The following is a 12,619-nucleotide window of genomic DNA, read 5'->3' as shown; positions in this document are numbered from 1 at the left end:
GGTGTGCTTGCGCTTTGGAGCACAGGTTACGTCGCGTGATTACCCCTGATAATCCACGCAAATACACACGAGTTATGTGCTATGGGTTCACAGTGCTCAACGACACATAATGGCTGGAGGAGGAGGGCAGTGATGGTTTCAACGTGATGTTCCCGTGGCTGCCGGGAGGCTTGAATGACGTTGTCGACAAGGTGGTTCCAGCGCTGCAGGCACGCGGGATTTTTCCGTCGCAAGTATGAGGGCACGACCTTGCGCGAGAACCTGGGGTTGGCTCGGCCGGGGAATCGGTGTTTTTACCTGAGCGGGAAAGGAGGGGTGTTGCACCCCTCGTCCCGGCTTGCGTATTACTCTTTGACGTCCATGAACTCTTCAGCCCAGGCCACGTAGTTTTCAGGCAAGGTATAGGTGTGCGTCAACTCGGTAGCACTGAGGTTATCGGTGCTGTGGGTCAACTGGCGCTGGGCACGCAGGCTGTCGTAGGTCGCCTTGATCGCGGCAAAGTAGGCACCATGGCCGGCAACCACCACACGCACACCGAGGCTGGCCAGACGCTTGGCGTCATTGAGCTTGGGATTGCCATACGTCACCAGCATCAGCGGCACGGTCAGGTTCTCGGCGATCTTCTCCAGGTGCTCGAAATCCGCCACACCCACCATGCAAATCCCATCGGCACCGGCTTTCTGATACGCCAGGGTGCGCTCGATCACCGCCTCGGTCGGCAACACACCAGCGTTGGTGCGGGCAATGATCGACAGCTCTGGATCAACACGGGCTTCCAGCGCCGCGCGTACCTTGCCGATGCCTTCTTCAATGGAAATCAGGTCGGTGGACTTGCGCCCGAATTGCGCGGGCAGCAACGTGTCTTCAATGGTCAACGCGGCCACACCGGCACGCTCAAGCTCTTCGACAGTGCGCATCACGTTCAGCGCGTTACCGTAGCCATGGTCGGCATCGGCGATGAACGGCAACTGGGCAACACGGCCAATACGGGTGGCTTGCTCAACGAACTCACTCAGGGTGATCAACGCGAAATCGGGCGCGGCCAGTACCTGCAACGAAGCAACGGAGCCACCGAGGATGCCGACTTCGAAACCCAGGTCAGCGGCAATACGCGCGGACATCGGGTCAAAGACGGACGCGGTTTCAACGCAGGTTGGGGTAGCAAGCAATTCACGGAATTTGCGGCGCAGGGCTGAGTGAGAAATCTTTGGCATGGGCTTTCCTGGTTCTGGTCATCGTCTTGTGACGATCAATGTCTATTCGTGGTGGAGTGAGATTAACATGCAGAAGAGCGGGGGATGATGACGTTTCAGCATTAGGGTTATGGAGAGGCGGGAATGGCTCCAGAGCAAAAATGGGGTTAGCATTCCGCTTCACTCGGCTTAAACAGCCTGTTTTTCAGATCAGGGTCGTATCGTGGAAAAGCTAAAACGCCTTCAAAGTGGAATCGAAGGGCTAGACGCTCTGCTCAAGGGTGGGCTGGTAGCAGGCGCTTCATACATCATCCAAGGGCGCCCAGGGTCTGGAAAAACGATCCTTGCCAACCAGCTTGGGTTCCATCATGCGAACAATGGAGGAAGGGTTCTGGTCGCCACGCTGTTGGCCGAATCACACGACCGACTCTTTCAATTCCTTTCGACTCTGAGCTTCTTCGACGCTTCCAAGGTTGGCGCCGAAATCCAATTTGTCAGTGCGTTTGACACGTTGGAAAACGACGGACTGGACGAGGTGGTGAAACTGCTGCGGCGCGAGATAAGCCGTCAAAAAGCCACAGTGATGGTAGTAGACGGCTTGCTCAATGCGCGCTCCAAAGCAGATTCGCACATCGATACCAAGAAATTCATTTCCGAGTTGCAAGGGCATGCCGCTTTCGCAGGTTGCACAGTGCTGTTTCTCACCAGTTCCCGTCTGGACGACGGCAGCCCTGAGCACACCATGGTTGATGGGGTGATTGAGATGGGCGAGGAGCTGTTCGGCACTCGGTCAGTGCGTCGAATTCAGCTTCGTAAAACTCGCGGCAGCTCAGCAATGACCGGTCTTCACGAGTGTGAAATTACCGAAAATGGCTTGGTGGTTTACCCGCGACTCGAAAGTCTCTACAGCCACCCGTCGTCTCCCGACAGCGCCGACATGACCCGTATCGCCAGTGGGATTGAATCACTGGACGACATCCTGGGCGGGGGGCTGCACAGTTCCAGCGTGACTCTGGTAATCGGCCCTTCCGGTATTGGTAAAACCACCCTTGGCCTCAAATTTCTGGCTGAGTCGACCGTGGAAGCGCCGGGCCTGCATTTTGGCTTCTACGAAAGCCCGGAACGGTTGCGACTCAAAGGCCAATCACTCGGTATCGATATAAAGGGCATGGAAGGCAGCGGCGCCTTGAGCATTGCCTGGCAGCCTACTACTGAGGGGTTGCTGGATGGGTTGGGCACACGACTACTGAGTCTCGTAGAAGAGAAGGGCATCAAGCGCGTGTTTCTCGATAGCCTTAGCGGTATGACGCGAGTCTCGACGAATCCCGCACGGATTACTGACTTCTTCAGTGCACTGATGAACGAGCTGCGATCCAGGGGCGTTACGGTATTTGCCTCCTGGGAAATGCGCGATCTATTTGGTTCCGAGGTCAGCGCACCAAACTCTGACCTGTCTAGCATCGTCGACAACCTGATGCTAATGCGGTTTTCTGAGAATCACTCTGAACTAAGCCGGACGCTATCCATTCTTAAGGTAAGAGACAGCTCTTACGATCCCTCACGATTTGAGGTCATCATCCGTGATTATGATGTTTTCCTGAAAAAGGCTTCAAGACATGAACCATCGGTCCCCGCTGAGTCATCGCCCGGTTCAATTTCTTAAGCTTTTGTGTGGGTTGAATTAACATGACCACCATCCTGGTCGTCGACGACGAGTATTTGATCGCTGATATCCTTAGCTTCGCGCTGGAGGATGAGGGGTACATGGTCGTAACGGCGAGCAATGGTCGAAAAGGACTCGAGGTTCTCGAGAGAGAACGGCCTGCTTTGATCATTACCGACTATATGATGCCGGTCATGGACGGCGAGGAATTCGCCACCGCCATTCGAGCGCTGCCTGCGGCAAATCAATTGCCGATCATCTTGATAAGCGGTGCTCAGGCGCATATCGGAATAGAGAGATCGGATCTTTTTGATGCTGTATTGGCCAAACCCTTCAACATCGACTTGATCATCGCCGAAGTCAAAAAGCTCCTGGCAGCTGATTAGTCAGCTGCTGGAGCAGGGTCAGCTTTTGCTGCGCCGGCAACGCTCCGAGCAGTAGCGCACTTCATCCCAGCAGCGTGCCCATTTCTTCCTCCACGTGAAGGGAAGTCCACAGGTCACGCAGGTTTTTACGGGAAGCTCACTCTTTTTCACAGATATAACTACCGGCTGGGTCGATCACTCAATCACGTCGACAAGAAGAGGCGTGGTTATCATTATCCTGATCACTGTGTGACAAATGAATATTCCGTTTTTTGTTTCCCTGGATGGGCCCAAAGGCACCGGCAAAACTACGCTGTTGGAGGCTGTAACGGCAACGCTGAGGGCGCACAGCAAGAAAGTCATCCGACTTTGCGAGAGAAAAAGCGATCCCTACAGAAGGGAAACCATGGCCCTGGTTAACGAACTTGCCAGAAAGCCCTCGCGGGATCTGGAATGGGCTGTGTGCGAGCGTTTTGCCGAGAGTCGCAGCTGGATATCCCGGAACGTACTGACTCAGCAGCCGTTGGACAGCATTATCCTGATTGATCGCTGGTATCCGTCCGATGCTGCGTTTCGACACACCATCTCGTTTGCAGAGATTCTCCAGTTGAACCGGGAGCGGGACGTGCGAGTGCCGGATGTGCATGTCGGCGTTGTCACCGCGCCGGATATTTCGTGGGCAAGGGCAGCTGCACGGTCGCGAGGATTGGGCGGTACGGTAATCCAGAAGTATGCAGAGCATGTTGCATGCACAGAGATGTTCGAGCAGGCCGTTGCGGAGCATGGCTGGGTGATGTGCCGGAATGAAGGTGCGATCGAAGACGCAGTGAAGCAGGTGGTTGCTGAGATCTACAAAGTCGCTCGGTGACACGCGTAGCGTAATACATCATTTAACAAGTGGGCGATGTCAGATGTTCATAAGCGGCTCATGAGCCTGAAATTACTGGCTAACCGCTCTAGAAATTAATGCGCCTGTTCATCGATCGCTGTTCATAACGGCTCAAGCGATTCGCGAGCTAGGCCAAGGATGTGGGAGATAAATCGAGCTCTGAAGTAAGTAGAGTGAGGAATGAAGGACAAAGTACACGTTGCGCAGACCTCCATAGTAGGCTGATGAGCTTTCCTAAAAATCGAGCGATTCGGCCGTGCATCTGCGCGGCAGCGCCCAGGTCTTATACATAGAACGTTGCAATCAGACGTCATCTATTGGCTCGATGTAGTTCTGATACAGCTTGAGCAGCAGATGAATGAAGAGAGCTCCGAAAACGACATACTCGAAAATATCAGATCGAATCAGGTAGCAAATAACATCGCTGCACATCGTAAATCCCCTTACGTCTAACGTACAATCAATAAATTTGATTGCGCATACTTATCGCATCATTAGGATAAGCGAGATACTTTCTCTAGTAGATGCAGCTTAAAAAATTATCAATATTTACTTTTGAGAACTTATCAATGTGAAGTGGCAGTTTTTTAGCCGAGTGCTTTATTAGTTGCAATTTTGTGACTCTTTAACCAACGTTGCACTGAACACCTTTTCATTTTGCGAGGCAAATGCGGCAACTCCTTTTATTATTGCTTTGGATTCCAAGCGGCCTGTGATCAGTTCCTTATCAATTGTGTCTAGATCAAATTTATCGCCATCTGGAGCGTAAGCGAGTAAACATAATGTTGACAAGTCAATATCTTTACCAGATAGATTGGCAATGGTAACTAAAAAGATTTTGGTATATGCCGACTCACTCCCTATTGATATGGACCCTCTGGATTGCTCCGTCGCATATATAACGACTTCATTAAGGTTGGCTCCAATCGAACCAAGGCAAATATTCGATATACCCATAAATGCTATTGGGATTATTTTTTTCATAAGCACACCATTTTGAATGAATGATTAGTATCCAGGCTTTGATCCTAGATTAGAGCTATCCGTTGCATTCGGTTTTGCAAATTCTGTAGTTTGGGTTGTTTTTATCATAATGGCTGCCCAATTGTTAATTCATTAGATTTTGCTGTTGGTGAGACAGAACTGAATCTGTGCGCTGTCAATTTTTAGGTTGATCTTTTACTTAATTTTTTTTGCGTTTCAGATGTGCGGATTATTTGCATTTTTCAAAAATTTATACCTCTATAAGTTCTCGCATAAAATTAATGCTTTAGTTTTTTGCTTGTTTTTCGATGTCAATTATTCTTATCGCCGTCAACCTCTGGACTGTGAGCTGTTTACTAGCTGTCAAACGTCTATGAGGAGTGTATTTTAAGGCTGTAAACACATTTGTTGTATTGTAGATCTTTGTGATATCTCGCAGCATTGATCTAATGCATCCATGTTCAACTCCTTACGCACATGACCAAATACTTTTCCATGCTGTCATAAAATTATAAATTTGGTCAGCCGGTTAGAGGTCTATTAGAAATCACTATTTCGACGAGGTTTGGCATTGCGGAGCTTATGCCTTTTTCGACTGCTGTCATGATATCCTGAGCCTCTGTTACTCGCTGCGCAGGTAAACCGTAACAAGCGGCCAATGCCATGAAATCAATAGTGGGATCAGTTATGTCCATGCCAATGAAACGGTTTGTTCTGGCGCTGCGGAAGTGAGCTTGCGCACGAGTATAGTTTTTTAATATGTTGTATTCGCAATTGTTCATCACCACAAATGTTACTGGCAAACGTTTATGAGCGGCAGTCCACAAGGCTTGCGGGGAATACATTGCTGAGCCGTCGCCTACTAGGCACACTACGGGAGTTCCTCTTAGCCCTAGGGAGGTACCAACTGCCGCGGGCATACCCCAGCCTAGAATCGCACTGCGTGTAAAAAGATATTGGCAAGTAGATGGTGAGTCCAAGCATGCCCTCACATGCGCAATGGTAGCTGGTGCCTCGTCAATAATTGGGATGGACGGCCCAATTGCCCGCAGCGTCTCTCTTGCAGCGACGAAAGGTGTTGTCACAAGTGCATCTATTTCCTTGTTCGCACGAGTATTGATTTCTACACGACGTGCTTCGCGCGCTTCTATCGCCTGGGTGTATAAAGTGGCTATCTTATTTTTATGACGCAGGTATTTGAGCCGAACTAATGGTAGCAGAGCTTGAAGTGACTGCCGCAGCTCTCCTACTACGCCAAGGGCAACGTCATGAACCCGGCCAAGTTGATTTCCGTCAAGGGTCAATTGATAAAGCTTGCACTGACGTGGGATAGCTGGCCCCTCGGAATAAGGATAACTGATCAACGAATGGCCGCCCAACACAAACACTGCGTCAAATGGTGCAAGCGTCCTCTGGATATCAGAAGCCCTCGGCGGCAAGGTGCCTTGCCAGTAAGGATGTGAGGTCGGAAATGGAATGTGTCCTGGCCAAGAAGAACCAAATACAGGCGTGCCGAGCACTTCCGCAAGCGCAACAACATCTAGGCCAGCACCTGCGGTAAATACTTCGTCACCCACCACCAGCGCTAGACGGCCGGGTATAACGTCAGCCAATGCCTCGGCTAAGTCATCTAGCCTGGCGATGTAACCTCGCTCAATACGAGACGGCTGGCCTGCTTCCATCATGGTGTAGCGTTCCATTACATCGATGGGTAATGAAAGAAAAACAGGACCTGCCGGAGCTGTACGACAGTCTTGGAACGCACGGCGCAGCAACATAGGGATATGTTCAGGATGTAGGATTTCCTCCGCCCATTTGACATTTGGCCGAGCAATACTCACCAGGTCGCCATGTAACAACGGGTCGGTGACGCCATGGCGGGTATCTTGCTGGCCAGCGGTGATCACCATGGGGGTGTTTGCCATTTTGGCGTTGAGAATTGCACCCATGGCATTACCTAGGCCGCCGGCGGTATGCAAATTAACGAAGCCAGGGCGACCGCACGCTTGAGCATAGCCGTCGGCCATGGCGACTACGCTAGCTTCTTGCAAGCAAAGTATGTAATCAATTGTCGCGCAGTCGGAAAGCGCATCAAGCAGCGGCAACTCGGTGGTTCCGGGATTTCCAAATATATGACGGACGCCTTCACTTTCTAGTACCTCCACGAACAAGTCTGCGCCACGCTTTTGGCCTGAGCGCAAGGCGGGGATGTCGAAGGTCGTTTGCATAAATTAAGTCCTCCTACTTTCCAGGTATAGGTTGTGTGTCGGACCGCATCCACTCATTGGGCGTTGCAATCCCACTAATGCAACATCAACTAATACCAATATTTACGGCCAAGATGAAGTTCAATGTTTGAGTCGCTTAATTCGATAGCCGCAGTTTTGTTCTGGCGCTGCAGCACGACAACCGGCTTGAAAATCTGCAATCGGCTAAGGCGGTTAGCCTTTCGCCGTCGCCGCGACTGCAGGGAGAGCGACGTCGCGAGGAGGAAGCCATGTATACTGCGAGTCCCACACGCTGCCTAGCTTTCGCATCTAGAAATTTTAAAAAACATAAAACCTAATGATTTAGGCTCAACCGTGTATATCGGAATGACGCATTCAAACCAAACTTATGGCTGCCGCAGAAAACTTGTCGAGATATGTTGCGTATAAATATTGTATGCCGAACTCCATCATTAGCACCCTTCGAACCTCGATAATTGCTACGACGTATCGCCAATCCAAGATAATTGTATTTCTTAATTGCTGAAAACTATTTCGGCGCCATCAACGAGGCCGCGAGTGTGCGATCAGCACCATCAAGTTTTAGCGCTGACTCTTCCTGAAGCATATTAGTTATAACCGAACTTAACGTGTTGCTGAAGACAGAGATTTGGATTTGTATATTTTGGGATTTGAGATTTCGTGTATTTTCGCTAAGTGACTGGTCTCTTGCGACACTTTCAAGTTCTTGAATTTTTTTATCAATCTTTTCTTGAAGATCTCGAATTGCTTTCAGATAATTTTTTATTGACTTTGGGAGTTTAGCAGCATCAATATCGGGATGCGTACTCTTCTCTTTGTCGGATTTTACTTTTCCTTCAGGTGATAATACCACTGAGACACTTTCAGGCGATGAAGAGTAGGCAGTTGTAGTTTTTTTAGAATTCTCATTGTGAACTTCGAGAGGTCCTAGCTTTACAACCGGCCTTAAAGATAGGGGTGTAGATGACGCGTCATTAATGATGCTCATAATTACTCCCTGATTGTGAGATGATCGTTGTGCCTACAATATTAGCGAATGCGGGCGAATTTTTTGTCTTGCAAGTGCAACGGTATTTTTTAGTAAAAGCAAAATTTTCGTAACCACTAGTGGAGCTCCCTCGGGCCGTTGAAATCTCGCATAGCCAGAACTCATCGTCAAGCTTGTTGCACATAAAAAACAAATATAACTGCACCGGGATGAAATATTTAGTGAGGCTTATATAAATTTCGTATTAGTTAGGGTCGACTGATAATACTTTTGGATATCGATATATATGCATACACAGTCCATCAGTTTGAGCGGGCGCGATCACGCTAATTGCTAGAATTTGCACGCACCAACGTAACTCTACCCATCGACTTTTATATCTTGGGTCGTACGGGAACGCCTGCGACCTAGCACCTGAATTTCTAGTGGATTAATCCGTCCCGATATCAATGTCAGCATCATCCGCAAGTAGCCGCAGACTTACCGCGACAAGGTGGCAGCACCAATTCCCCCATATATGTACCGCCACGCAAACCAGTGGTTTTTAAGCAACAGCGTCACGTGTTCGAAAGAAATTGCCGCCATGCCTTTACCCGTCACGCCTGTCTATGAGGTGCGCTTAGGCGCGTTGCGCAGGGAAGCGCCGGAGTGGGCGACCGTATTGCTCAGGGAGATCGTAGTGCAGTTAGCCAGCATGCTAGAAAATACATTGTTGGGCTATTTGCAGGCGCTCCGCCGTCAACAGGTGCGTAGCGGCACTTGCCTCAGTGCGCGGCCTGATGAGTGAGCACCCGGACAAGGATCACAACGCACCAAAGCGGCCACGTTACCGGCTGGAGCGGCCAGTTGCGGAGTCCTGTCAGTCGTCACACAATGAGCAATGAGCGCGCGTGGCAGTAACCGGGCCGCTATCTGTTCGATAACGGCCTGAAAGCCCGGTCAACTAAATTGGTAGTGGACGGTAACTCGCCGCACAGCGCCGGGGGGCAGAGCTAGCAAACCCGTGCACCGCGCGGATGAGTCTTTTCGCCAACACGGATGTGGCGACGCACTTCCACGTGATGTTCTTTTTTTACGACTTATTGCTACAAAGAAGAACGAGTAAAACCAAAGGAAACGAGGCTTTCGTAAAACTCCTTGCTTTGCGCCGATCGGCATTCATCGGATTTGATTGTTGCAATTTAAGGTAAAGAGATGTCCACGAGTCCTGAGGTTATTCAGCTAGGTCAAAACACCGCTGCGCAAGCGCACGGCATCCCGGGCAGGGGGCAGGCCAAACATTCGCGCATAGTCACGGCTGAATTGAGACGGACTCTCGTAGCCCACGCGGTAACCGGCTGCGGCAGCGTCCAGCGCCTCGGCGACCATCAGGCGCCGGGCTTCCTGCAGCCGCAGAAGGCAGCGAAACTCGAGCGGACTCATCGACGTTACCGCTTTGAAATGAGCGTGAAAGGTGGAGCGGCTCATGCCGGCGATGTCGGCAATATCGTCAATGCGTAACGGTTTTTGGTAGTGAGCGCGGAGCCAGGTAATCGCTTTGGCAATCTGGGAGAGGCGGCTATCGGCCTTAGCCATTTGCAACAGCATGTAATTGCCCCTGCGGGTGAGGAGCCGATAGAGCACCTCGCGCACCACCAGCGGAGCCAGTTCAACTGCGTCTTGTGGAGTGTCCAGTAAGCCAGCCAGCCTGGTCACGGCGTCGAGTAGCTCCGGTGTATTACCATGGAGCTCTATGCCGGTCGATACCGGGGAGGCTTTCTCGCAACGGCTCGGCGTATCACGCAGGGCTAATTCGCTCAGCACCTGCATGTCGAGGTCAAGCACCAGGCACAAATAGGGTTTTGACTCGCTGGCTTCGATGACCGAGCCCATCACCGGAATGTCCACTGAGGCCACTAGATAGTTGGCCGCGTCGTAAACGTAGGTTGTGGTGCCCACCAACACCTGCTTACGGCCTTGCACGATGTAGCAGAGAGTAGGCTCATATACTACGGGCATGGGCACTGTTGGGCTGTCGGAACGCACAAGAGTAACGCCTGTCAATGGCGTCGAGTGAAAGCCATTTGAAGGTGCATGACGGCTGATGATATCGATCAGCTTTTGCCGCGGATTCATGGTGTACCTCAAAACGCTCTACGACAGAACGCGCAATAGTTCGGACGATGATGCAAGGATGCAGGACGATCCGGCTAGGTACAAGTCGTCGTTCCCACGCAAAATCCCTCCCAACAGAAGTCAACCTTTGTTTCGTGAGGAGTCACAATGTTTAGCCATTCAGCACTAGATAACTATCGTCTGCTCGGCCGTTCCGGCATTCGTGTTTCCCCTCTCGCATTGGGCACGATGACATTTGGCTCTGATTGGGGCTGGGGGACGGACGATGCAGGAGCCCGGCAAATATTCAACGCCTATGTCGAGGCTGGCGGAAACTTTATCGATACCGCTGTCAATTATACGAACGGGGCTTCCGAACGGATTCTTGGCCAGCTCATGAAGGGTCGCCGTGATCGCCTGGTTATTTCTACAAAGTACACCATGGCCCGTGACCCCGGTGATCCCAACTCAGGCGGCAATCATCGGCTTAACTTGATGCGTTCGGTTGAAACCAGCCTTAGTCAGCTAGACACCGACCGTATAGAACTGCTGTACCTGCATGCATGGGACTTCACCACAAGCGCGGAAGAGGTGATGCGAGGTTTGGATGACCTCGTACGCAGCGGCAAGGTTCTGTATCTGGGAATCTGCAACACCCCCGCGTGGAAGGTAGTGCAGTTGCAAGCGCTCTCAGAGCTGCGCGGTTGGTCGCCCCTGGTGGCCTTACAAATTGAATACAGCCTAGTGGAGCGCACGGTGGAACATGAGCTGCTGCCAATGGCTCAAGAAATGGGGCTGGGCGTAATACCGTGGTCACCCTTGGGCGGCGGCATTCTGACCGGTAAATACGGGCGTAACGACCTGAGCCCAAGTAACGAAGCCGGCGTAGCGTCACAACGCAAGGGCGTTATCAGTTCATCGGGGCACTTGACCGAGCGTTCATTGCAAATCGCCAGTGTGGTGGTAGATATTGCTGAGGAAATCGGCGCAACGCCTTCCCAAGTTGCGCTTGCGTGGACGTTGCGAAATCCGGCCGTGGTGGCGCCCATTATCGGCGCGCGAACGTTACGACAAGCCGAGGACAACTTGAAGGCACTGAGCATAGAGCTGGCAGAATCTCATATTGTCCGCTTGGATCACGCAAGTGCGCCGGAGCCAATTTTCCCGAGTCGGTTTGTTGCCACACCGATGGTCCAGCAGCTCATATTCGGCGGCGCCAACGTGCAAGATCGAGACTATTAAGAATCGCAAGTAGCAATGAGCAATAACTCCTGTCTGTCAGTAACGCCATCAATAACACATGACTGAATTTTTTTGTTGTCATCCTGTCGAGATATTCAAGTAGGCTTTTCATCTCTGGAGGTTCCTAATGTCGTCTGCATCGTTATCAGTAGGTTTTTTGCTCTATCCCGAGCTTACGCAACTTGATTTAACAGCGGCGTACGAGGTATTTGCCAGGGCCCCTAATGTCGATGTCCACTTGATCTGGAAGACCCAAACTTTAGTCAAGTCAGATCTGGGATTGGAAATCATGCCTAACGCGAGTTTTGAGGCACACCCCAAACTTGACATAATTTGCGTTCCGGGTGGCCCTGGACAAATTGCATTAATGGATGATCAGGAGACGCTTGACTATCTGCGGCGCACTACAAAAGATACGAAACTCATTACCTCCGTATGTACAGGATCTCTAGTATTAGGTGCCGCCGGCTTACTTGAGGGATATCGAGCTACATCGCATTGGTCCTCCTTGGATCAGCTATCTCTATTCGGTGCGACGCCCGTCGCGGAGCGGGTTGTTTGGGATCGTGACAGAGTAACCGGTGCAGGCGTGACGTCAGGTATTGAATTTGCACTGACAGTCATTGCGGACACTCACGGGCGTGAAATTGCAGAAGAAATTCAGCTTCAGATTGAGTACGACCCAGCACCGCCTTTTTCGTGTGGTTCGCCAGAAGGCGCGAGTCGGGAATTGCTGGATAAGCTGAGCGTTCGTAACCGCGAGTTTATGCTCAAGCGACGTAACGCAGCAGAGCGGGCTGCTGCTCGTCTGCAAGCTTTGAGTTGATTAAATGAGATAGGATTTGCACTGGGATCCTGAAGTAGTCTACCGAGCGGCTTGCTGCGGAGCCGCCAATCATACGTACACCCACTGGCATCTTCTCTTTTTGTCTAACGCAGGGACGCTTATAGT

11 protein-coding genes and 1 pseudogene are annotated in these 12,619 nt (G+C 51.1%); 6 read left to right on the top strand and 6 right to left on the bottom strand.

Going from position 1 to position 12,619, the window contains the following annotated elements; all coding sequences use genetic code 11:
• Positions 1-110: 110 nt before the first annotated feature.
• Positions 111-288: pseudogene (locus KHP07_RS29505) on the top strand (LLM class flavin-dependent oxidoreductase); the annotation flags it as partial.
• A gap of 56 nt (positions 289-344) precedes the next feature.
• On the opposite strand, the gene KHP07_RS08645 reads toward KHP07_RS29505, so the two are convergent.
• Positions 345-1,214, bottom strand: coding sequence for an oxaloacetate decarboxylase (locus KHP07_RS08645; protein WP_028616149.1), 870 nt, complete (start codon positions 1,212-1,214; stop codon positions 345-347).
• A 202-nt stretch (positions 1,215-1,416) separates the two neighbouring features.
• On the opposite strand from KHP07_RS08645, the gene KHP07_RS08640 reads away from it, so the two are divergent.
• Entirely contained in the window at positions 1,417-2,856 is a 1,440-nt protein-coding gene (locus KHP07_RS08640) for an ATPase domain-containing protein (RefSeq protein ID WP_068933164.1), read from the top strand.
• Positions 2,857-2,879: 23 nt separating this feature from the next.
• On the top strand, positions 2,880-3,242 hold the full coding sequence (locus KHP07_RS08635; protein ID WP_099492051.1) for a response regulator: 363 nt from the start codon (positions 2,880-2,882) through the stop codon (positions 3,240-3,242).
• A gap of 18 nt (positions 3,243-3,260) precedes the next feature.
• On the opposite strand, the gene KHP07_RS08630 is transcribed toward KHP07_RS08635, so the two are convergent.
• Positions 3,261-3,392, bottom strand: coding sequence for a DUF2256 domain-containing protein (locus tag KHP07_RS08630; protein WP_078048468.1), 132 nt, complete (start codon positions 3,390-3,392; stop codon positions 3,261-3,263).
• Positions 3,393-3,477: 85 nt separating this feature from the next.
• Between KHP07_RS08630 and KHP07_RS08625 the strand changes: the two genes are divergently transcribed.
• Positions 3,478-4,089 carry a dTMP kinase gene (locus KHP07_RS08625; protein WP_214497020.1) on the top strand — a complete coding sequence of 204 codons (612 nt, stop codon included), beginning with the start codon at positions 3,478-3,480 and terminating at the stop codon, positions 4,087-4,089.
• Positions 4,090-4,713: 624 nt separating this feature from the next.
• Here KHP07_RS08625 and KHP07_RS08620 read toward each other — a convergent pair.
• The 4 genes from KHP07_RS08620 to KHP07_RS08605 form a co-directional block, all read right to left on the bottom strand.
• Positions 4,714-5,094 carry a DUF4354 family protein gene (locus tag KHP07_RS08620; protein ID WP_214497019.1) on the bottom strand — a complete coding sequence of 127 codons (381 nt, stop codon included), beginning with the start codon at positions 5,092-5,094 and terminating at the stop codon, positions 4,714-4,716.
• A 521-nt stretch (positions 5,095-5,615) separates the two neighbouring features.
• Positions 5,616-7,322 carry a thiamine pyrophosphate-binding protein gene (locus tag KHP07_RS08615; protein WP_214497018.1) on the bottom strand — a complete coding sequence of 569 codons (1,707 nt, stop codon included), beginning with the start codon at positions 7,320-7,322 and terminating at the stop codon, positions 5,616-5,618.
• Between the two features lie 529 nt (positions 7,323-7,851).
• Positions 7,852-8,331, bottom strand: coding sequence for a hypothetical protein (locus KHP07_RS08610; protein WP_214497017.1), 480 nt, complete (start codon positions 8,329-8,331; stop codon positions 7,852-7,854).
• A 1,221-nt stretch (positions 8,332-9,552) separates the two neighbouring features.
• Positions 9,553-10,446, bottom strand: coding sequence for an AraC family transcriptional regulator (locus KHP07_RS08605; RefSeq protein ID WP_214497016.1), 894 nt, complete (start codon positions 10,444-10,446; stop codon positions 9,553-9,555).
• A 147-nt stretch (positions 10,447-10,593) separates the two neighbouring features.
• On the opposite strand from KHP07_RS08605, the gene KHP07_RS08600 reads away from it, so the two are divergent.
• On the top strand, positions 10,594-11,667 hold the full coding sequence (locus tag KHP07_RS08600) for an aldo/keto reductase (protein ID WP_214497015.1): 1,074 nt from the start codon (positions 10,594-10,596) through the stop codon (positions 11,665-11,667).
• A 127-nt stretch (positions 11,668-11,794) separates the two neighbouring features.
• Complete coding sequence (locus tag KHP07_RS08595) at positions 11,795-12,493, top strand: DJ-1/PfpI family protein (protein ID WP_214497014.1); 699 nt, start codon at positions 11,795-11,797, stop codon at positions 12,491-12,493.
• Positions 12,494-12,619 lie beyond the last annotated feature (126 nt).

Origin of the sequence: Pseudomonas sp. VS40, from assembly GCF_018587885.1 — a bacterium.
Taxonomy (GTDB): domain Bacteria; phylum Pseudomonadota; class Gammaproteobacteria; order Pseudomonadales; family Pseudomonadaceae; genus Aquipseudomonas; species Aquipseudomonas pergaminensis.
Note: the sequence above shows the minus strand (reverse complement) of the source record. Positions and strands in the feature narration are given on the sequence as shown.

Coding starts and splice junctions, on each gene's coding strand:
- KHP07_RS08645 (WP_028616149.1), bottom strand. CDS start 1,214: ATGCCAAAGATTTCTCACTCAGCCCTGCGCCGCAAATTCCGTGAATTG.
- KHP07_RS08625 (WP_214497020.1), top strand. CDS start 3,478: ATGAATATTCCGTTTTTTGTTTCCCTGGATGGGCCCAAAGGCACCGGC.
- KHP07_RS08620 (WP_214497019.1), bottom strand. CDS start 5,094: ATGAAAAAAATAATCCCAATAGCATTTATGGGTATATCGAATATTTGC.
- KHP07_RS08635 (WP_099492051.1), top strand. CDS start 2,880: ATGACCACCATCCTGGTCGTCGACGACGAGTATTTGATCGCTGATATC.
- KHP07_RS08615 (WP_214497018.1), bottom strand. CDS start 7,322: ATGCAAACGACCTTCGACATCCCCGCCTTGCGCTCAGGCCAAAAGCGT.
- KHP07_RS08610 (WP_214497017.1), bottom strand. CDS start 8,331: ATGAGCATCATTAATGACGCGTCATCTACACCCCTATCTTTAAGGCCG.
- KHP07_RS08595 (WP_214497014.1), top strand. CDS start 11,795: ATGTCGTCTGCATCGTTATCAGTAGGTTTTTTGCTCTATCCCGAGCTT.
- KHP07_RS08600 (WP_214497015.1), top strand. CDS start 10,594: ATGTTTAGCCATTCAGCACTAGATAACTATCGTCTGCTCGGCCGTTCC.
- KHP07_RS08605 (WP_214497016.1), bottom strand. CDS start 10,446: ATGAATCCGCGGCAAAAGCTGATCGATATCATCAGCCGTCATGCACCT.